The organism is Mesorhizobium sp. B2-8-9 (genome assembly GCF_006439475.1).
Taxonomy (GTDB): Bacteria; Pseudomonadota; Alphaproteobacteria; order Rhizobiales; family Rhizobiaceae; genus Mesorhizobium.
The window spans coordinates 141,035-161,369 of record NZ_VFTQ01000015.1 but is presented as its reverse complement, the minus strand read 5'-3'; the positions used below and the strand labels follow the sequence as shown (position 1 = coordinate 161,369).

The following is a 20,335-nucleotide window of genomic DNA, read 5'->3' as shown; positions in this document are numbered from 1 at the left end:
GATCTCGCCCAGCGCGTCGTTCGACACCTTGCCGAAGAAGGCGGCCCGTCCGCCGAGGCTGGCGACGCCGGCCGCGGTGTTGCCGGCGCTGCCGCCGGAAGCCTCGATCGCCGGACCCATGCGGCTATAGAGCAGTTCGGCGCGCTTCGCGTCGATGAGGTTCATCGCGCCCTTGATGATGCCGTTGGTCTCGAGAAAAGCTTCGTCGCACTGCGCGATGATGTCGACAATGGCATTGCCGATGCAAAGCACGTCATATTCCGGCATCAAAATCTCCGCCAAGGGCTGCCCGGCTATCTGGCATGCCGGCCGGGCGCGGGTCTAGCGACTTGGCATTGCTTTGCCTACCCCGAAAATCGCCATTGTTTGCGAAGCGCCGGCTGCGGCAGCGTTCGTGTCGAACTGGCCCATATCGACCGCGGCCTTCGCCGCTATGGTTTCGCGGCGATCGAAACATTTCCGCGCCGCCATGGGCTAGAAGCAATTCCAGGAAAAGTGGGTGGCGGTTTGCCGTCCGGAAGTGCGTAACAACAAAGCGGATCGTTCCCGCAATGGAAGGCGCAGAAATGTCCCAGAAGAGCGAAATGTCCACCGAGCTGGCGCTGCTTGGCGTTTTGGCGGTGCTGTGGGGCGCTTCCTACACATTCATCAAGATCGGCGTCGAGACGATCCCGCCTGTGACCTTCATCGCCGCCCGGACCTTGATCGCCGGGGGCATTCTCTTCACCATCATCCGCTGGCGCGGCCTTGCCATGCCGGCCGACGCGGCAGTATGGCGCCGGTTCGCCTTCCAGGCCTGTCTCAACAGCGTCGTGCCGTTCACGCTGATCGCCGCCGCCGAGCGCTCGGTCGATGCCGGCCTCGCCACCATCCTCAATTCGACGTCGCCGATCTTCACCTTCCTGCTGACGGCATTGATCACGCGCCATGAGCCCGTAACGGCGCGCAAGCTGCTCGGCGTCGGCGCCGGCATCGTCGGCATCTGTCTCATCATCGGCACGCAGGCGCTTGGCGGGCTAGGCCATCAATTGTGGGCGCAGCTTGCGATCGTCATCGCGACGGTCTCCTATGCCGGCGCGGCGATCTTCGGCCGCGGCTTCAAGGGCCTTGATCCGATGATACCCGCCGCGGGTTCGATGCTTTGCGGCGCCGCCATCCTTGTGCCGCTGAGCCTGGTTGTCGACCGGCCATGGACGCTTGCGCCGTCGGGCGCATCGATCCTGGCCCTGCTCGGCCTGTCGGTCTTCTCGACGGCGCTGGCCTTCGTCATCTATTTCCGCCTCATCCACACGCTGGGCTCGGTCGGCACCACCTCGCAGGCCTATCTGCGCGTGCCGATCGGCGTCGGCATCGGCGCCGTCTTCCTCGGCGAAAGCCTCGGGCCGGCGGCCTGGCTCGGCATGGCCTTCGTCGTCGCCGGCGTCGCGGCGATGACCATTCCGGCCAGGCGGGCCAGGCTTGCGCAATAATTGCGCCTGGCATCCAGCCTGCTTATCTGCGAAGCGTCTTTTTCGATGAGGGATTGAAGACGCTGTGATCCTCGACGCCGCCCGCGCTGCCGCCAGCCGGTTGTTCTCTCCCGAATTCCGCTCCGTCTTTCTAAAGACGCTGGGGCTGACGCTGCTCGCTCTGCTGGCGCTCTGGGTCGGTTTGGAGAGCCTGCTCGAATGGCTGGCCTGGCCATGGCTGCAAACGCTGCTTCCAGGCCTGCCGTCCTGGGCCGGGTGGCTGGGCGGCATCATCGCCGGCATCGTTCTGGCTGTGGGGTTGGCCTTGCTCATCGCGCCGGTGACCGCGATCGTCGCCGGCCTGTTCCTCGATGATGTCGCCGAAGTGGTCGAACGTACCGACTACCCCAACGATCTGCCCGGCCGAGCCGTGCCGGCGCTGCATTCGCTTGCGCTGGCCGTCAAATTCTTCGGCGTGGTCGTCCTCGGCAACATCGTCGCGCTGCTGCTGTTGCTGGTGCCGGGCATCAACATTGCCGCGTTCTTCATCGTCAACGGCTATCTGCTGGGCCGCGAATTCTTCGAGTTCGCCGCCATGCGGTTTCGTCCCGAGCCCGAGGCCAAGGCGTTGCGCCGCAAACATGCCGGCACGGTGTTCCTGGCCGGGCTGGTCATCGCCGTGTTCCTTGCCGTGCCGCTGCTCAACCTTCTGACGCCGCTTTTCGCCGCCGCCATGATGGTGCACCTGCACAAGGCGGTTTCGGCGCGGGAACTGCTTTAATCGGTGCCGCCGCGGAACAGCGCCTGCAGCTTGCCGAACGGCATCGCCGCCCGGGCGAAGCCGAAGGTGCCGTCCTGCTGGATTTCGCGCGCCGCCGTCTCCAGCATGCCATAGGCGAAATTGGTCAGCCACGGTCCGAGCGAGATGCGCTTGGCTCCGGCCGTGGCAAGGTCGGCGATGGTGAAGCCGGGTCGGGCCATCACATTGACCGGCCGGCTCACCGACGAGCAGATCGTGCGCACCATTTCGACGTCGCCGATGCCCGGCGCATAGAGCACGTCCGCGCCGGCTTTCTCGAAAGCCTGAAGCCGCTTGATGGTGTCGTCGAGGTCTGTCTTGCCCCACAGGAAATTCTCGGCCCGCGCGGTGAAGACGAAATCATGCTTGAGCGCCCGGGCCGCCTCGACAGCGGCAGCGACGCGCTCCGTCGCCAGCGAGAAATCGTAGATCGGATTGCCAGGGTCGCCGGTGTGGTCCTCGATCGAGCAGCCGGCGAGACCGGCGGCTTCGGCCGCGAAGATGGTTTCGGCCGCCTGTTCTGGGCTGTCCCCCTTGCCGCGCTCCAGATCGGCCGAAACCGGCAGCTCCGTCGCGGCCGCCACCTCGCGGCAATGATGGATCATGGCTTCGAAGGTCACGGCGCCGTCCGGCAGGCCGCGCGAGAAGGCGAAGCCGGCGCTGGTCGTCGCCAGCGCCTTGAAGCCGAACGAAGAAAGAAGCTTTGTCGTGCCTATGTCCCAGGGATTGGGCATGACGAAGGTGGAGGCGTGCAGATCGCGAAAAATCTTGCCCTTGTCGTCCATGGCAGGTCCTCAATCATGAGTTGGGTCGTGCGGCGAATTTATAGCGGCCGCTTGAACCGGGCAAACGAATGCTTCCGGCTCAGAAACGTTTGGCGTTTTCTGCTGACAATTTCCCGAAAGCGTCGGAATTGCTTGCGTAACGCGATCTGGCTTTATGCCAGCGATAGGTGACGGAAATGTCGTGCGAGACCGCCTTGGGCGCCGGCTCCTCGCAACTCTCGCCGCTCGGCTTGGTGGCATCGGTCACCGTCACTTTGATCGCGGCGTAGGGTTTGTCGCCGCCGAGCGTCCGGAAGGACAGGTCCTGCGTGCGCTTGTAGGCGCAGACATTCTCGTCGAACGTGTTGATCTGGTCGATAGGCTCGAAGCGGTCGTCGCGGACGAGGATCAGGATCGTGCCGACATAGCCCTGGTTCGAATTGAAATGTGTGCTCATGGTGATGAGCGCGTCGTCGCCCGCACTGATCGGGAGTTTTCCTGGATCGCGAAAATAGGTGCTCCGGTCGGTTCCGACATTGACGGCGTCGAGCAGCTTCGGCTTGCCGGTGAGATCGTAGAGCGCCAGCGCGGCAAACCCTTCGGCGCTGTCCTGCGCTTGGCCGAGGTCGAGAAGCATCGCCAGCCGGTCCTTGCCGCCGGCCTTGATGGCCAGCATCGCCGCATTCGGCAGGTTGACGGCCTCGGGCGGCGATCCGCCGTCGTCGCCGCCGAGGATGTCGCGCATCTCGATCGGCGCGCCGCCTGTGTAGAAGCCGTCGTCGCCGGGCTTGAGATCAGGCACGATCATTTTGGCGAGGTCGAAATAGGTGACGTCCTGGTGCCCGGGAACGGCGCTGTTCAGTTCCGGAAAGCTGACGGCCTGCGCCATCGCGGCCGCGCACACGCATGGCAGCAGCAGGCATGCAAATATGAAACGGCATAAGGTGGAAATCACCGGCCGCGCCCCCTCGGATGCGCTCACGCTAGCACGGCGCGTTGCGATGCGCAGCCGGGTGCGATCAGCGGATCGGCACGAGCCCGGCAAGGTCGCGCATATCGTCGAACAATATGCCGCCGGCCGCCGCCAGGCCATCGCGATCGGAGAGCGGATCGGCGTAATAGGAGAACACCCGCATGCCGGCGGCAATGCCGGCTTGGGTACCGGCGACGCTATCCTCGATGACGATGCAGTCGGCCGGCGGGAAGCCCATCGTCGTTGCCGCATGCAGAAAGAGATCCGGGAACGGCTTGCCTCGGCTGACCATAGTGGACGAGAACATCGCATGCTCGAACAGCGGCAACAGCCCGGTCTGGCCCAGCGTGATGTGCATCTTCGCGACCCGCGCCGAGGAGGCGACGCAATAGGCGATGCCCACGGCCCGCACCTTATCGATGAAGTCGCGCACATAGGGGATTGCTTCGACCCCGTGCGAAAAAAGGTCCGGCAGGCCGGCATTCCAGCGCTCGACGAAGTCGGCGCCGAGCCGCACCTCGGTCGTCTCTTCGATCTCCTTCTGCACCGAGGCCATGCTGCGGCCGGAGAAGTTCTTGCGACAATATTCGAATGTGGTCGTAAACCCGGCGACGGTCAGCCATTCGGCGAGGCGCCTGTTGGCGAGGTTCTCAGTGTCGACCAGGACACCGTCGCAGTCGAAGATAACGAGCTTGGGGACTGCCATTCACGCGATGCCGGTCGACCCGAAGCCGCCTGCGCCGCGCGCCGTGCCGCCGGCCAATGCTCTTTCCTCGACCGCAACCTGGGTCACGGCCGCAAAAACGATCTGGGCAATGCGCATGCCGCGCGTCACCGAGAAATCCTCGTCGCCGAGATTGACCAGCAGCACCTTCACCTCGCCGCGATAGTCGCTGTCGACGGTGCCGGGCGTATTGAGGACGGTGAGCCCATGCTTAAAGGCAAGGCCCGAGCGTGGCCGCACCTGGCCCTCCATGCCTTCCGGGATTTCCAGGACGAGCCCGGTCGGCACCAGCGCGCGTTTTCCTGGCAGGATGAGCAGCGGCCGGTCCTCCGGCACCGCGGCGCGCAAATCCATGCCGGCGGCGCCTGAGCTCTCATAGGCAGGTAGAGGCAGGCCTTCGCCATGCGGAAGCCTGACGAAACCGACGGTGGGGCCGATGACGGAGGAAGAATGGACAGCCGTGCGCATGAAATCGATCCTATCGGCGCGTGCGGCGATTCGGTCAACTCGCCCGCCATACTATCAACGGCTTTCTTTCTGGCGTGACTATGGCCTCGCGGTCTATTTTGGCGATTGGCGAAAACACTCGTCACTTCGTCATCCACGGGCGGAGCAAGGAGCGAAGCGACGCGGCGCAGACCCGAGGATTCATTCCGTGACCTCAAGCGTCGCAACGGTGCAGAATTCTGCTCCGCCGCAGTCTCTGATCGAGGTAACGGAATGGATCCTCGGGTCTCCGCGTCCGCTTCGCTCCCGCTCCGCCCGTGGATGACGAAGTCGCGGAGGCCTCGGCCTACCTAGCGCAGTTCCACCGGCACCACGGTCGTCTCCTTGATCTCCTCCATGACGAAGGAGGCCGAGACGTCCGACAGCGCCACTTTGGCGATCAGCCGCTGGTAAAGGCGGTCATAGGCCTTCACGTCGGCGACGCGGGCCCTCAGCACATAGTCGAGGTCGCCCGACATGCGGTAGACGCCGGTGATCTCGGCAAAGCCGGTCACCGCCGCGCGGAATTTCTGCAACCAGTCCGGGTCATGGTTGGAGGTGCGGACCAGGATGAAGACGGACAGCCCAAGCCCAAGTTTGTCGGCATCGACCAGCGCGACGCGGCCGGTGATGACGCCATCTTCCTCCAGCCGCTTGACACGCCGCCAGCAGGCATTGCGCGAAAGCGCCACCCGCTCAGACAGCTGGTCGACCGACAGCGTGCCGTCGCGTTGCAGCTCAGCCAGCAATCTTCGATCAATCTCATCGATTTCCGTCGCCATGTTGGGATGAATGTCCCACAAAATATCGAAAAGCAAGGACCAATTGGGACCAATGAACCAAAGCCGTATGGCACGATACTCATTATCGGGACTCATCCCGGCAGGAGGGATCACCATGACGACACGGTTTACGGCGCTGTTCACGGCTCACCCGGAGAAGGTCGGCGAGACCTATTTCGGCCATATGGCTTTCGCCGCCTGGTTCTGCTCGCGCCTGTCGATGGCGGCTGGCGCCGCGCTCGTTCACGCTTTCTTGCCATTTCTATTCGAGACTACGGCGAGCCGAATCGTTCGCGAGCTCTATGAGCGCACGCACAACAGGGGCTCGCATGCGGTGAAGGAGCCAAAGGCTCTCCTGGACCGCGCCTGATAGATGGTGGAATGCGATGTGCCGGTGGGCGGCCTATCTTGGTGAAGCGGTCTTCCTCGAAGACATCATCACCGCGCCCTGCCATTCGCTGATCGCCCAGAGCCACTGCGCCCAGGAAGCCAAGTCGCCGACCAATGGCGACGGCTTTGGTCTGGCCTGGTATGGCGACCGGCCCGAGCCTGGACTCTACCGCGACATCCTGCCGGCATGGTCCGATCCCAATCTGAAGAGTCTCTGCCGGCAGATCAAGTCGGGCCTATTCCTCGCCCATGTGCGCGCTTCGACCGGCGGCGCCACCAGCCGCATGAACTGCCACCCCTTCGTCTCCGGCCGCTGGTCGTTCATGCATAACGGCCAGATCGGCGGCTTCGAAAGGATCCGTCGCGCGCTGGAGAACACGCTCTCCGACGCGGTCTTCGATCAGCGCGAGGGCACCACCGATTCCGAGCTCTTCTTCCTCTTGATGATCGACCAGGGACTGGCGACCGACCCGCAGGGCGCGGTGTCGCGGGCAACCGGTCGCGTCATCGAAGCCTCCCGCCGGGCCGGCATCGAGCCCTCTTTGAAACTGACGGCGGCCTTTTCGGATGGCGAGGCGCTGTACGCCGTCCGCTATGCCACCGACGGCCATGCGCCGACGCTTTATACCGGCGCCTTCGCGAAGCGCGAGGGCCATTGCATCGTCTCCGAGCCCTTCGACCGCAACGGCGGCGAGTGGCAGGCGATCCCGCCATCGAGCTTCGTCACCATGACGAGGGGCGGCACCGGCATCCGTCCGTTCGCGCCGGCGGCGGCCCCGCTGGCGCTGGTCGGCTGAAGCAAGATCCAGGCTGCCGGATTCAGGCAGAGATCAGCAAAACGTAAGCGCGGCGTAAGGACACCCAGGCTTCCTCCTGTCATCCGTGGCGCTCGACGGATCGCGAATCCATTCGCGCGCCCAGAACGCATCGACAGAGGATCAAACAATGTGCAGGTGGGCAGCCTATCTCGGCGATGCGATCTTCCTCGAGGACGTCATCGCCGCACCCTCCCATTCCCTGATCGTTCAGAGCCATGGCGCGAAGGAGGCGAAATCGCCGACCAATGCCGACGGCTTCGGCGTAGCCTGGTACGGTGACCGGCCGGAACCCGGCCTTTACCGCGACGTCCTGCCGGCCTGGTCCGATACCAATCTCAGGAGCCTTGGACGCCAGATAAAATCCGGCCTGTTCCTGGCCCATGTGCGCGCCTCGACAGGCGGCGCCACCAGCCGCACGAACTGCCATCCCTTCGTTTCGGGCCGCTGGTCGTTCATGCATAACGGCCAGATCGGCGGCTTCGAGAAGATCCGTCGCGCGCTCGAGAATTCCCTCTCCGATACGTTGTTCGACCAGATCGAAGGCAGCACGGATTCCGAACTGTTCTTTCAGCTTATGATGGGCGAAGGGCTTTCGGACGATCCCTACGGTGCGGTGTCGCGCGCCACCAGTCGCGTCCTTGAGGCTGCGCGCGGTGCCGGCATCGAACCGTCGCTGAAGCTGACGGCTGCGTTCAGCGACGGTCGGGCGCTTCACGCCGTTCGCTACGCCACCGACGAGCATGCTCCGACGCTTTATACCGGCGCCTTCGCCAAGGGAGTAGGTCGCTGCATCGTTTCCGAGCCGTTCGATCGCGACGGCCGGACCTGGCACGAGATTCCACAGTCGAGTTTCGTCACCATGACCCGCGACAGCACCAGCATCAAGTCTTTCGCGCCGGCGGCCATCCAGTTGGCTCTCGCAGGGTGAGGGAAATCGGCACTTGGCGCAATTTCGATCAAGCGCTCGCGAGCTTCGGATGCTGAATTCGGCTTGAAGCCGCGCCCTCATCCGCCATGTTCAAGGCGAAGCGCGGCAAGCAGCCGGAGTGTGCACATGGATATCGGGTTTTCGTCGACTGCCGAGCTCGCGGCAGCCATTGCCCAGCGAAAAATTTCGGCGATCGAGGCGCTCGATGCGCAGCTTGCCCAGATCGACCGGCACAACGGGGCGGTCAACGCTGTCGTCATCTTCGATCGCGAACAGGCGCGGGCACGTGCCCTGCTGGCCGATGCGGCAACGGCGCGCGGCGACACGCTCGGTCCGCTGCATGGGGTGCCGTTCACGCTGAAGGATGCGCACGAGACGGCGGGCATCAGGACCACCGTCGGCTTTCCACCCTTCGCCGACTACGCGGCCAATCAGGACAGCCCTGTGGTTGAAAGGCTTAAAGCAGCCGGCGCCATACTGGTCGGCAAGTCCAATGTCCCCACTATGCTGGGCGACTGGCAGTCCGACAACCCGCTGTTCGGGCGCACTCGCAATCCGTGGGATCCGTCGCGCACGGCCGGCGGCTCAAGCGGTGGCGCGGCCGCGGCAGTCGCGACAGGCATGACTTCGTTCGAAGTCGGCACCGACATGCAGGATTCCATACGCTTGCCCGCTGCTTTCTGCGGCGTCTATGGCCTGAAGCCAACTGAACATCGCGTGTCGCTGGCCGGCGCCTTTCCCGATCCCGGCGGCATGCCGCGCAGCGTGCGGCTGATGTCATGTGTTGGCCCGCTTGCTCGCAACATCGAGGATCTGGCGCTGATCTATCGGATCATTGCGGGACCGGACCGCGCGGACACCGACCTGGCGCCCGTGCCGGTTGAGCCGGTGCCGAAACTCGAACTCAAGTCGTTGCGCATCGCCGTGGCCGAATCTTTCCCGGGCTTCCCGGTTGCCGCCGAAATCCGCGCCGCCGTAGAAGGCCTGGCCGCGAAGCTCGCCTCGGCTGGCGCGGCTGTGGAGAGCGCGAAATTGCCGAAGCTCGACCTGCACGACGATTTGTCCGAAGGCGGTGCATTGATCGGCATGATGTTGGAAGCCGCGCAGCCGGAACCGCCGGAGCAGCCGACGCCGGTGTCGCGCTGGTTCGCCGCGCTTGCCCGCCGCGACCGGTCGATCTTTGCCTGGGAGCGGTTCTTTGACAGCTGCGATGCCTTGCTCTGCCCGGTGGCCATGACCACGGCCTTCCCGCACTGCAAGCCGGGCAGTCCGCTCAAGATCGACGGCAAGGAAGAGAGCTACTGGATGCTGCCGGCCTATGGCGCGGTGTTCAACTATTCCAGCCATCCGGCGCTCGCGTTCCCTTGTGGGCAGGACCGCGACGGCTTGCCGGTCGGCCTTCAATTGGTCGGCAGGAAATGGTCGGAAGCGCGGCTGCTCGGCATTGCAGCCGCGATTGCGTCGCTCACTGGAGGGTTTCGCCGGCCTCCTGGCTACTGAGCGAAACGCGACAGCGCGTAGGGTTCAAGCAACGCATCGCGCTTGTCGCCGAGGATTTCGCTGGCCGCAAACAGGCCTATAGCCGGCGCCAGCGTGATGCCGGAATGGGTGACGGCGACGTAGAGCGCGCCGATGCCTTCCGCGCGGCTGACGATCGGGAAACCGTCGACCGGCGTCGGACGGTAGCCGATCGTGTGGAAATCGAATTCCAGCCCGTTGGCGTCGCGCAGCATCGCTTTCGTCGCTGCGAACAGCGCCTGCGCGGCGGCCTCCGGATTCTCGCCCGGATCGCCGCCGCCGAAATCCGAGCCGGCGATGATACGGCCGTCGGCGGTTTGGCGCATATGCAGTCTGTCGGCCAGCACCAGCCCGTTGAGCAGCTTTGGGTGCGGTCGCGAATGCACGATCAGACCGGGCGGAGTCTCGATCGGCAGCTTGATGCCTGCCGTCGCGGCGATCGCCGGAGCGCCGGCGCCCGCTGCGATCACCACCTCGTCGGCGGCGATGATCTCGCCCGAAGCGACGACGCCCGTGACCTTGCCGTTGACCAGCGCCAGCCTGTCGACGGTTCCCGTGACGACCCGCGTGCCGCGCCGTTCGGCGTCGGCCAGCAGCGCCTTCGTGGTCGCCACAGGCTCGGCCACGCCTTCCTGCGCGACATAAAGCGCAAACTCGGGAAGCTCCGCCAAATTGGGCTCGATGCGCGCCGCCTGTTCCCGCCCGACCCGTTCGATGCCATAGCCCCAGGACGAATGCTCGGCCGCATAGGCCTCGAGCCTGTCCGCGGGCAGGTCGAAGCACAGGCCGCCGCACCACGCGACCGGCAGGCCCGGCACGTCCTTCGCCAGCCGTTTCCATTCGGCCATGGCGCGGATGCGCAGCCGGAAATAGGTTTCCGGATTGCCCCAGCTTGCATTGATCCAGGCAAAGGAATTCGGCGTGGCGACACCGCCGGCGCCGCTTTCCGAAACCACCGTCACCCGCGCGCCGGCTTTCACAAGATGCCAGGCGATCGAGGCGCCGATGATGCCGGTGCCGATGACGATGACTTGCTTTGCACTGCTCATGCCGGACCTTTGAGAGAGATTTCCCTCTCATGCCACCGCGCCGAGCAGACCTCAAGTGAGAGCTAGACGCTGCCCGCCGCTACCGCCTGCGCCCCGGCAATCAGGCCCTTCAGCTCGTCGCAGCGCCGCATGAGCCGTGAAGAGTCGACTTTCTTCGCAATCGCGAGCGCGGTGCCGAGCTCCAGCTCAGCGCCGGAACGATCGCCCATACTGATGAGCAGCGCCGCGAGCGACAGCCGGGCGTCAGCGACATTGATCGGCGAGCCGATCTCGTTCCAGTGCGAGCATGCGATCTGCAGCTCCCGGGCAGCCTCGGCGGGGCGCTCTTCCTGCATGAAAAGCTCCGCTTTGGCTTCCGCGGTCAGCGCCTGGATGGAGGCCATCGGCCAGCGCTGCGGCTGGGTCTCCAATTCGGCGATCACCTCCTTCGCCCGCTCGCGCCGATTGGTCCGCGCCGCCACCTTGGCGAGTGTGGCGAGGACCATGCCTCGCCGCAGCAAGGTCGGCCAGCCATTGCCCACCAGGGAACGCTCGAGAGCGCTGAAAGCGGCCTCCGCCTGCCCTTGCTCGAGTTGCAGCAGCGCAAGTCCGGGCTGCGGATCCCAGCCTGCTGCGTGCGATGCGCGGTAGGCCGTTTCGGCTTCCGTGAATTCTCCGGCCGCCAGGTGAATGTCGCCCAGCACGCGCAAGGCGTCGCCGGTCGCCCAGGGCGCGTCGAGTGCGAGCTGGTCGAGTGCCGCGCGCACAAGCGCTTCCGCCTCCTTCAGCGTGCCATGAACGCCGAGCACTTCGGCGCGATGCAGCCGGCACGAGCCCGAAAGGTCTTCCAACCCGTGTCCCCTGCACCAATCTTCGTAGCCGAGCGTCCATTGGTTGGCGCGCGACCAGTCGCCGAAATTCCGGCAAGCCCACAGAATGTTGCAATAGAGGATCCCGCCGACGACCGGGTCGACATCGCTGGACAGGCCGAGCGCGGCGGCAAGGTCCTGATCCTCCTGCCCGGCTTTGGTTTCACCGAGACACAGCTTGAAGAAGCCGCGATAGATAAGGCCGAGCGACTCCACCACCGGATCGTCGAGGTGCCTGCCGACCGCGAAGGCTTGCTCAGCCAGCGCAAGCGCCTGTTCCGGCTCGGCTTCCGCGCCCATGATGCGCGCCCCCATCCAGCACCAGAGACCGTGCTCCCTGCTGTCGGAAGCGGTATCGATCAACTGCGCGGCGCGCTTGTGCCAGCCCTTGGCGACGGCAAGCTCGCCTCTCTCGAGATGGATCCTGGCGAGGGTGATTGCGGGGGAAGCCGCGCGCAGTCGCTCGCCGGCCACGCCGTAAGCCGTCACCGCGCGCGCCAGAAGCGGAATGGCTTCGGCCGGCCGGCCCATGCATTCCAGCGCCAGCGCCCATTCCTCGAGATCGGCCGTCAGCAGCTCGTCGGCGGCATCCGCCTGCGTGAAAGAGGCCGCGGCGTCATGCCATTTCCTCGCTGCAACGGCAGCCCGCGCCGACAGAATTGGCAGGCCGGGGATCGAGGGCCTGCTGCCCCCATCGGCCGGCGCCGGCCTGGTTTGCAAGGCGGCCGGCTGATCGAGGCAAATCCGGTAGCCGAAGCGGGGCAGGTTGCGCAGCGCCGTCTCCATGCCGCCCTGGCGAAGGATGCCGCGGGCAAGGCTCGCCACGCGCTGCAGCGAAGCCTCGGTCACCGTCACGTCGGGCCACAGCGTCTCAAGCAATTCGTCCTTGCTCAAGGCGCGCTCCTGATGGCGCAGCAGGACGGCGAAGAAATCGAAGACCAGGGGCTGCACCTCGATCTCGCTTCCGGCGAGGCGAAGGGCGCGGGACTCCTCATTGAGTTCGAAGTCGCCGAAGCAATAAATTCCCATCGGCAGCAATCCCTGTAACGACAATAGGCAAAGGATCAGAATAAGATAAGGGCGGCGTAAGGACTGTTGGCCGCCTCTTTCGTAATTCTCCGTCTGCCTGGCGGGCCAAGCTGCAGTTTAGCTCAGCGGCCCCCGGGATGTCACGGGCACCGACCCGGTCGGGCGCCCGGTGGCATTTGAACCCAGATCAAGGAGATTATGATATGCACAAATACATCATCGAACGCGAGATTCCCAAGGTCGGCACCTTCGAGCGCGAGCAGCTTCGCGATGCGTCCAAGGCCTCAAATGCCGTTCTGGCCGAGCTTGGCCCCGACATCCAGTGGGTCGAATCCTTCGTGGCCGACGACAAGACCTTTTGCGTCTATCTCGCCAAGGACGAGGCGATCATCCAGCGTCATGCCAAGATGAGCGGCTTCCCGGCAACGAAGATCACGCAGGTCAAGCGCCTGTTCGATCCGACGACGGCTTACGCCGCAGCCTGACGGGGAGGATCGATCGTGAAGCGCTTTGCCGAAATTGTCCTTGCCGTCGGCGCCTCCGCGCTGTTTTGCGGCACCGCGGTCGCCCACGACATGCCCGATCCGGTGCTCAACCGGTCTCGGGAGATGGCGGCCAAGTATTTCGACATCGAGGTCGCCAAGGCGGACGGCTATCGGCAACTGTTCGAATGCACGACGCATGACCAGCACGGAACGATGGGCGTCCACTTCATCCATCCCGAGCGGGCCGGCGACGGCAGGCTCGTGCTCGGCGAGCCGGATGTGCTGACCTACGAGCCGGAGGCCGATGGCTCGATGCAGCTCGTCGGCATGGAATACATCGTCTTCGAAAAGGACTGGAAGGGCAAAGGTGTACCCGAATTCCTCGGCCGCACCCTGCAGCGCAAGACGACGGTGGGAGTCCATCCGGTGGACCCGTATTACGAGCTCCATGTCTGGCACTGGCGGCACAACCCGGCCGGCATGTTCGCCGACTGGAACCCGTATGTGAGCTGCGAGCACGACCGGTCCTGACACGCGCAGCGTCTTCGGGAGGGCCTGCACGGCCCTCCCGATCCCTTCGTTCAAACAAAAGGAAGATGATCATGCCATCCCTTCGCATGGGAATGAAGCCCGTCGCCCGCTCATCCGTTAACGGGCGTTTCTTCGCGACAGCCGTCGAAATATGCCGTTCCGGCCTGCGCGTCCTCGCGCGGATGGTCCGCATTCGCAGGGATCGCGCCTGGCTGGACGAGTTGCCGGACTACCTGTTGCGCGACATCGGTATCAAACGCTTGGAAATATCGTCGGTCACCAGATACGGCGGCAAGACCGATCGCGACGGAATGTGGAATTGAGGACCAAGGTCTTTTGCCGACGGCACGTCTCTCTGCTGCGCCGGTCGAACCGGTCTCTCCAAAACCGTCGACACGCCGGACAAGCGCTGCTAGAAGCCCGCGCCACAGACAGGATTCCAGAAATTGGCAGAAGACATCGAACAGGCGGTATCGCGCCGCCGCACCTTCGCGATCATCGCGCACCCTGACGCCGGCAAGACCACGCTCACCGAAAAGCTGCTGCTGTTCGGCGGCGCCATCCAGCTCGCCGGCGAGGTTAAGGCCAAGAAGGACCGCATCCAGACCCGGTCCGACTGGATGAAGATCGAGCGCGAGCGCGGCATCTCGGTCGTTACCTCGGTGATGACCTTCGAATATGACGACAACGTCTTCAACCTGCTCGACACGCCCGGCCACGAGGATTTCGCCGACGACACTTATCGCACGCTGTCGGCGGTGGATTCGGCGGTCATGGTCATCGACGCCGCCAAGGGCATCGAGCCGCGCACGCTGAAATTGTTCGAGGTCTGTCGGCTGCGCGACATTCCGATCATAACCTTCGTCAACAAGATGGACCGCGAGAGCCGCGATCCGTTCGAAATCCTCGACGAGATCGAGCAGAAGCTGGCGCTGGACACCGCGCCGGTCACCTGGCCGATCGGCCGCGGCAGGACCTTTTCCGGCACCTACCATCTGGCGCTGAACGCGGTGCGCAAGGGCGACGCGGAAAAGGAGCGCACGCCGGTCAACGGGCCCGATTCCAACCGCGTCGCCGGCCTTTTGCCCGAAAACGAGCGCGAGGCCTTCATCGAGGAACTGGAACTCGCGCGGGAGGCTTGTCGTCCGCTCGACGTGGAAGCCTTTCGCGAAGGCCACCTGACGCCGGTCTATTTCGGCTCGGCGTTGCGCAATTACGGCGTGCGCGACCTGATCGAGGCGCTCGGCGCCTACGGCCCGCCGCCGCGCGCCCAGGAAGCCGACGAGCGAACTGTGGAGGCGACAGAGGAGAAGATGACCTCCTTCGTCTTCAAGATCCAGGCCAACATGGATCCGAACCACCGCGACCGCATCGCCTTCGTCCGCGTCTGCTCGGGTAAGCTTGAGCGCGGCATGAAGGCCAAGCTGGTGCGCACCGGTAAGCCGATGAGCCTGTCGGCGCCGCAGTTCTTCTTCGCCCGCACCCGCGTCACCGCCGACGAGGCTTTCGCCGGCGACGTCGTCGGCATCCCCAACCACGGCACGCTGCGCATCGGCGACACGCTGACCGAAGGCGAGGAGATCCTGTTCCGCGGCGTGCCGAACTTCGCCCCGGAAATCCTGCGCCGCGTGCGCCTCGGCGACGCCATGAAGGCCAAGAAGCTGAAGGAAGCCCTGCACCAGATGGCCGAGGAAGGCGTCGTGCAGCTGTTCTCGCCCGAGGACGGCTCGCCGGCGATCGTCGGCGTCGTCGGCGCGCTGCAGCTCGACGTTCTGAAGGAACGGCTGAACATCGAATACACGCTGCCGGTTGATTTCGAGATGTCGCGTTTCTCGATCTGCCGCTGGATCTCGGCCGACGACAAGGCGGAAGTCCAGCGTTTCATCGAGGCGCATCGCGGCGACATTGCCCGCGACCTCGACAACGATCCGGTCTTTCTCGCCCAGCACGCCTTCTCGCTGAACTACGAAGCCGAGCGTTGGAAAGCGATCCGCTTCACCGCGGTCAAGGATTACCAGGTGCGTGATAAGGCGGCGTGAGTGTTTCTCCCTTCCCCCTTGTGGGGGAAGGTGGCCGCGGAGCGGCCGGATGAGGGGTGTTCCAGGGAACACCGACGTCTCGCTCCGCTGGAACACCCCATCCGTCTCGGCGCTGCGCGCCGATCCACCTTCTCCCACAAACAAGGGGAGAAGGAAAAAGTGCTCACCCCTTCGCCGCTTCCTCGATCTTGGCGATGTCGATCTTGCCCATCTGCATCATCGCGGACATCACGCGGCCGGCTTTCTCGCGGTCCGGATCCTGAAGCAGCCGCGGTAGTTGCTCCGGCACGACCTGCCAGGAAACGCCGAATTTGTCCTTCAGCCAGCTGCAGCGTCCCGGTTCGCCGCCTTCGGTGAGCCTGGTCCAGAAATGATCCACCTCTTCCTGCGTCTTGCAGTCGATCGACAGCGAGATCGCTTCGGTGAACTTGTATTGCGGCCCGCCGTTGAGGGCCTGGAACTGCACGCCGTCGAGCTCGAACGAGGCGACCAGCACCTGGCCTTCCTGGGGATGGCCCTTGGGCCAGCGCGTCACGCTCAGCACCTTCGAATTCTTGAAGATGGAGATGTAGTGGTTCATGGCCTCCTCGGCCTGGTCGTCGAACCACAGGAAGGTGGTGATCTTCTGCATGCCTTGCTCCTCGGGCTTCATGTTGGCTTCGTTGTCAAACGGTTCGGTGGCGATTTCGTGCCATTTCGATGCCGTCTGCCTCAAGGACGCTTCAGCGAGGCGTCATCCGACAGCGGCAGCAAAAATTTCCTGAAAAGCGCAAACTTGCCGAAGCATGCTGGCGCAGCGCAAAATGGTGGTCATGCCGGAACATGGCCGCTATAACCGCTGCCGACTAAATTCGAGCGCCGCCCGCCGCGCATCGGTGTGGCCAGCCAGCAAGGACAATCGAATGCCCGCCTATCGTTCCCGCACCACCACCCATGGCCGCAACATGGCCGGCGCTCGCGGCCTCTGGCGCGCCACCGGCATGAAGGATTCGGATTTCGGCAAGCCGATCATCGCGGTGGTCAATTCCTTCACCCAGTTCGTGCCGGGCCATGTCCATCTGAAGGATCTCGGCCAGCTCGTCGCACGCGAGATCGAGAAGGCCGGCGGCGTCGCCAAGGAGTTCAATACCATCGCCGTCGACGACGGCATCGCGATGGGTCACGACGGCATGCTCTATTCGCTGCCGTCGCGCGAGCTGATCGCCGATTCCGTCGAATATATGGTCAACGCGCATTGCGCCGATGCCATGGTCTGCATCTCCAACTGCGACAAGATCACCCCCGGCATGCTGATGGCCTCGCTGCGCCTCAATATCCCGACCGTCTTCGTTTCCGGCGGTCCGATGGAGGCCGGCAAGGTGGTGCTGGCCGGCAAGGCGCAGGCGCTCGATCTGGTCGACGCCATGGTCGCGGCCGCCGACGACAAGATCTCCGATGAGGACGTCAAGGTCATCGAGCGCTCGGCCTGCCCGACCTGCGGCTCCTGCTCCGGAATGTTCACCGCCAATTCGATGAACTGCCTGACCGAGGCGCTGGGTCTGTCGCTTCCGGGCAACGGGTCGACCTTGGCCACCCATGCCGACCGCAAGCGCCTGTTCGTGGAGGCCGGCCATCTCGTCGTCGATCTCGCCCAGCGCTATTACGAGCAGGACGACGAAACGGCACTGCCGCGCAGCATCGCCTCCAAGGGTGCCTTCGAGAACGCCATGGCGCTCGACATCGCCATGGGCGGTTCGACCAACACGGTGCTGCATATCCTTGCCGCCGCGCATGAAGGAGAGGTCGACTTCACCATGGGGGACATCGACCGGCTGTCGCGCAAGGTGCCGGTGCTTTGCAAGGTGGCGCCGGCCAAGTCCGATGTCCACATGGAGGACGTCCACCGCGCCGGCGGCATCATGGCCATCCTCGGCCAGCTCGACGAGGCCGGTCTGATCAATCGCGACCTGCCGACAGTGCATACGGCGACCCTCGGCGAGGCCCTCGACCACTGGGATATTTCACGCACCTCTGCCGAAAACGTCCGCGACTTCTTCCTCGCCGCTCCCGGCGGCGTGCCGACGCAGGTCGCCTTCAGCCAGGACCGCCGCTGGGACGAACTCGATCTCGACCGTGAGAAGGGCGTCATCCGCTCGGCCAGGACGCCGTTCTCGAAGGATGGCGGTCTTGCCGTCTTGAAGGGCAATCTGGCGCTCGACGGCTGCATCGTGAAGACTGCCGGCGTGGATGAGTCCATCCTGAAATTCACCGGCCCGGCCCGCGTCTTCGAAAGCCAGGACGCCTCGGTCAAGGCGATCCTCGGCAACGAGATCAAGGCCGGCGACATCGTCGTCATCCGCTACGAGGGACCGCGCGGCGGCCCCGGCATGCAGGAGATGCTCTACCCGACCAGCTACCTGAAGTCGAAGGGCCTCGGCAAAGCCTGCGCGCTGATCACCGACGGCCGCTTCTCCGGCGGCACGTCGGGCCTTTCCATTGGCCACGTCTCGCCGGAAGCCGCCGAAGGCGGCACGATCGGCCTGGTCCAGGAAGGCGACACGATCGAGATCGACATTCCCAACCGCAAGATCAATCTCGCCGTCAGCGAGGCCGAGCTCGATACGCGCCGCAAGGCGATGGCGGCCAAGGGCACCGATGCCTGGAAGCCGGCCGAGAAGCGCAAGCGCAAGGTGACGACGGCATTGCGTGCCTATGCGGCTTTCGCCACCAGCGCCGACAAGGGCGCGGTGCGCAAAGTGCCGGAGTAGGGCAGGTTTCCCCTTCTCCCCTTGTGGGAGAAGGTGGATCGGCGCGCAGCGCCGAGACGGATGAGGGGTGCTCCAGCGGAGCGAGACGCTCGCAAATTCCGACTGGATGAACGGCGCCACCAAGCTGGAACACCTCTCATCCGTCGCCTTCGGCGACTCCTTCTCCCGCAGGGGGAGAAGGAGAGGCGCTGCGTCACGGCATCAGCTGATATTCATAAAGCTTCTGGTAGAGCCCGCCCTGCTTGAGCAGCGTCTTGTGCGGGCCGCTTTCCACCACCTTGCCCTTTTCCAGCACCACGATCGTGTCGGCCTGGTGCACGGTCGACAGCCGGTGCGCGATCACGATCGTCGTGCGCCCGACGGTAAGCTGCTGCAGCGCGTCGCGGAACAGCGCTTCCGATTCGGCATCGAGCGCGCTGGTCGCCTCGTCGAGCAGCAGGATCTCGGCGTTCCGCAGCATGGCGCGCGCGATCGAAATGCGCTGGCGCTGGCCTCCGGACAACAGCGAGCCGTTCTCGCCGACCTCCGTATCGTAACCCTTGGTCATGGCGCTGATGAAGTCATGCGCGTTGGCGGCCTTGGCGGCGGCGACCACCTCTTCGTCGGTCGCGTCCTCGCGGCCGAGGCGGATGTTGTGCATGACGGTGCCGGCAAACAGGAACGTGTCCTGGCTGACATAGGCGATCTTGCTTCTGAGCGAATCGAGCGTCGCGAACGAGATGTCCTGGCCGTCGAACATCACCTTGCCGGTCTGCGGATCATACATGCGCATGATCAGGTTCAGGATCGTCGACTTGCCGCTGCCCGACGGTCCGACCAGCGCCGTCATCTTGCCGGCGTCAAGCGTCAGGTTGAATCCTTCGAACACCGGAGGGCTTTCCGGATAGGCGAAGCTGACATTGTCGAAGCGGATTTCGCCCGGACCGGGTTGGAGCGGCGTGGCGCCGGGTTTCTCGGCCAGCGTCAGCGGCCGGTCGGCGAGCTGGAACATCATGCGCACGCCGACAATGCCCGTCTCCAGCGAGATGCGGACGCGGGCCAGGCGCTTTGCCGGCTCATAAGCCAGCAGCAGCGCGGCGATGAAGGCCATGATGTTGCCCGGCATCTGGCCGCCCTGCAGCACCAGCAGGCCGCTGACCAGCACGGCGCCGGCAATCGCCAGCCCGGCCAGCGTTTCCATCACCGGGCTGGTGGCGGCTTCCAGCGTGGCGATGTTGTTGGCCCGGGTTTCGACGTCCGACACCGCCTTGTGCATACGCTTGCGCATCGCGGCTTCGAGATTGAAGGATTTGACGACCCGCACGCCGATGGCCGTTTCCTGCATCACATGCACGATCTGGCCGAGCGAGATGAATTCCATCGCCGCGATCTTGCGGACGCGTCTCAGGATGCGGTTGACGCCATAGATCGCCACCGGTCCGACGACGAAGCAGATCAGCGACAGCGCCGGCTGTTGCCAGACCATGACCATCACCAGCACAACCAAAGTCACCAGGTCGCGCACATAGGACGTGACGACGAGGTCGAGCACGCTGCGCGCCGCCTGCGCGTTGTTGGTCATGCGGGTGATCAGGTCGGAAGACGAGGTCGAATGGTAGAATTCGATACCTTGCGCCAGGATACGGTCGTAGATCTTGCGCTGCCGGTCGGCAATGATGGCATTGCCGACGCGGCTCATGAAATAGGTCTGGACGAAGGTCGCGATGCCCTTGAGAACAAAGATCGCCGCCACACCCCCGGCAATCAGGTTGACGCGGTCTATCCGCTTATAGACCACGAACTCGTTGGTGATTTCGCGCAGGATCCAGGCGCTTGCCCCCGTCATGAGGGCGACCACCAGCATCGACAATATGGCCGCGCCATAGCCGAACTTATGGTCATGGAAGGATTCTCTTACCAGCCTCGCGATGAGGCGTTGGTTTTCCGTCGAGCGGAAGAAGCGAAACAACGGCCGATCCTATGGCTGGCTGTGAGAAA

Annotated in this window: 20 protein-coding genes and 1 pseudogene; 11 read left to right on the top strand and 10 right to left on the bottom strand. The window is 64.4% G+C overall.

The genetic code is table 11. The annotated features are described in order from the left end of the window. Window positions 1-267 (bottom strand): annotated as a pseudogene (locus FJ423_RS19250) (adenosine kinase); the annotation flags it as partial. Between the two features lie 299 nt (window positions 268-566). Here FJ423_RS19250 and FJ423_RS19245 point away from each other — a divergent pair. Continuing rightward, window positions 567-1,469 carry an EamA family transporter gene (locus tag FJ423_RS19245; RefSeq protein ID WP_181174835.1) on the top strand — a complete coding sequence of 301 codons (903 nt, stop codon included), beginning with the start codon at window positions 567-569 and terminating at the stop codon, window positions 1,467-1,469. A gap of 64 nt (window positions 1,470-1,533) precedes the next feature. Beyond that, entirely contained in the window at window positions 1,534-2,229 is a 696-nt protein-coding gene (locus tag FJ423_RS19240) for a sulfate transporter family protein (protein WP_140843956.1), read from the top strand. Here the strand turns inward: FJ423_RS19240 and FJ423_RS19235 are convergent. From FJ423_RS19235 to FJ423_RS19215, 5 genes are all read right to left on the bottom strand, one after another. Then, complete coding sequence (locus FJ423_RS19235) at window positions 2,226-3,032, bottom strand: oxaloacetate decarboxylase (protein WP_140843954.1); 807 nt, start codon at window positions 3,030-3,032, stop codon at window positions 2,226-2,228. The genes FJ423_RS19240 and FJ423_RS19235 overlap by 4 nt on opposite strands. Before the next feature lie 79 nt (window positions 3,033-3,111). After that, window positions 3,112-3,900 carry a hypothetical protein gene (locus FJ423_RS19230; protein WP_246680198.1) on the bottom strand — a complete coding sequence of 263 codons (789 nt, stop codon included), beginning with the start codon at window positions 3,898-3,900 and terminating at the stop codon, window positions 3,112-3,114. 130 nt (window positions 3,901-4,030) lie between these two features. Next, the gene (locus FJ423_RS19225; protein WP_140843952.1) at window positions 4,031-4,690 is read right to left on the bottom strand and encodes an HAD family phosphatase; all 660 of its coding nucleotides are present in this window, start codon (window positions 4,688-4,690) and stop codon (window positions 4,031-4,033) included. Next, window positions 4,691-5,176 (bottom strand): dUTP diphosphatase, encoded by a 486-nt coding sequence (gene dut, locus FJ423_RS19220; protein WP_140843950.1) that lies wholly within the window; start codon window positions 5,174-5,176, stop codon window positions 4,691-4,693. 329 nt (window positions 5,177-5,505) lie between these two features. Further along, window positions 5,506-5,976, bottom strand: coding sequence for an Lrp/AsnC family transcriptional regulator (locus FJ423_RS19215; protein ID WP_095766090.1), 471 nt, complete (start codon window positions 5,974-5,976; stop codon window positions 5,506-5,508). A 115-nt stretch (window positions 5,977-6,091) separates the two neighbouring features. Here FJ423_RS19215 and FJ423_RS19210 point away from each other — a divergent pair, with 115 nt between their 5' ends. From FJ423_RS19210 to FJ423_RS19195, 4 genes are all read left to right on the top strand, one after another. Next, window positions 6,092-6,346 carry a DUF6356 family protein gene (locus tag FJ423_RS19210; RefSeq protein WP_040994452.1) on the top strand — a complete coding sequence of 85 codons (255 nt, stop codon included), beginning with the start codon at window positions 6,092-6,094 and terminating at the stop codon, window positions 6,344-6,346. Window positions 6,347-6,362: 16 nt separating this feature from the next. Next, complete coding sequence (locus FJ423_RS19205) at window positions 6,363-7,163, top strand: class II glutamine amidotransferase (RefSeq protein ID WP_095766089.1); 801 nt, start codon at window positions 6,363-6,365, stop codon at window positions 7,161-7,163. A 148-nt stretch (window positions 7,164-7,311) separates the two neighbouring features. Further along, window positions 7,312-8,112 (top strand): class II glutamine amidotransferase, encoded by an 801-nt coding sequence (locus FJ423_RS19200; protein WP_140843948.1) that lies wholly within the window; start codon window positions 7,312-7,314, stop codon window positions 8,110-8,112. 126 nt (window positions 8,113-8,238) lie between these two features. Further along, a complete protein-coding gene (locus FJ423_RS19195; RefSeq protein ID WP_140843946.1) occupies window positions 8,239-9,612 on the top strand; it encodes an amidase in 1,374 nt (457 codons plus the stop codon). On the opposite strand, the gene FJ423_RS19190 is transcribed toward FJ423_RS19195, so the two are convergent. Next, on the bottom strand, window positions 9,606-10,679 hold the full coding sequence (locus FJ423_RS19190; RefSeq protein WP_140843944.1) for an FAD-binding oxidoreductase: 1,074 nt from the start codon (window positions 10,677-10,679) through the stop codon (window positions 9,606-9,608). The genes FJ423_RS19195 and FJ423_RS19190 overlap by 7 nt on opposite strands. Before the next feature lie 62 nt (window positions 10,680-10,741). Then, window positions 10,742-12,556, bottom strand: a complete 1,815-nt coding sequence (locus FJ423_RS19185) for a winged helix-turn-helix domain-containing protein (protein WP_140843942.1) — start codon at window positions 12,554-12,556, stop codon at window positions 10,742-10,744. Between the two features lie 203 nt (window positions 12,557-12,759). Here FJ423_RS19185 and FJ423_RS19180 point away from each other — a divergent pair, with 203 nt between their 5' ends. The 4 genes from FJ423_RS19180 (at window position 12,760) to FJ423_RS19165 (ending at window position 15,611) form a co-directional block, all read left to right on the top strand. Continuing rightward, the gene (locus tag FJ423_RS19180; RefSeq protein WP_140843940.1) at window positions 12,760-13,041 is read left to right on the top strand and encodes a DUF4242 domain-containing protein; all 282 of its coding nucleotides are present in this window, start codon (window positions 12,760-12,762) and stop codon (window positions 13,039-13,041) included. A 15-nt stretch (window positions 13,042-13,056) separates the two neighbouring features. Next, window positions 13,057-13,572: a hypothetical protein gene (locus tag FJ423_RS19175; protein ID WP_140843938.1), complete on the top strand. Its 516-nt coding sequence runs from the start codon at window positions 13,057-13,059 to the stop codon at window positions 13,570-13,572. 71 nt (window positions 13,573-13,643) lie between these two features. Then, window positions 13,644-13,895: a DUF1127 domain-containing protein gene (locus FJ423_RS19170; RefSeq protein WP_181174834.1), complete on the top strand. Its 252-nt coding sequence runs from the start codon at window positions 13,644-13,646 to the stop codon at window positions 13,893-13,895. Between the two features lie 123 nt (window positions 13,896-14,018). Next, a complete protein-coding gene (locus FJ423_RS19165; RefSeq protein WP_140843934.1) occupies window positions 14,019-15,611 on the top strand; it encodes a peptide chain release factor 3 in 1,593 nt (530 codons plus the stop codon). A 163-nt stretch (window positions 15,612-15,774) separates the two neighbouring features. On the opposite strand, the gene FJ423_RS19160 is transcribed toward FJ423_RS19165, so the two are convergent. Further along, a complete protein-coding gene (locus FJ423_RS19160) occupies window positions 15,775-16,242 on the bottom strand; it encodes a VOC family protein (RefSeq protein ID WP_140843932.1) in 468 nt (155 codons plus the stop codon). Window positions 16,243-16,513: 271 nt separating this feature from the next. Here FJ423_RS19160 and ilvD point away from each other — a divergent pair, with 271 nt between their 5' ends. After that, the gene (gene ilvD, locus FJ423_RS19155; protein ID WP_140843930.1) at window positions 16,514-18,358 is read left to right on the top strand and encodes a dihydroxy-acid dehydratase; all 1,845 of its coding nucleotides are present in this window, start codon (window positions 16,514-16,516) and stop codon (window positions 18,356-18,358) included. A gap of 193 nt (window positions 18,359-18,551) precedes the next feature. Here ilvD and FJ423_RS19150 read toward each other — a convergent pair whose 3' ends face one another. Next, window positions 18,552-20,306: an ABC transporter ATP-binding protein gene (locus FJ423_RS19150; RefSeq protein WP_140843928.1), complete on the bottom strand. Its 1,755-nt coding sequence runs from the start codon at window positions 20,304-20,306 to the stop codon at window positions 18,552-18,554. Between the last annotated feature and the right edge of the window lie 29 nt (window positions 20,307-20,335).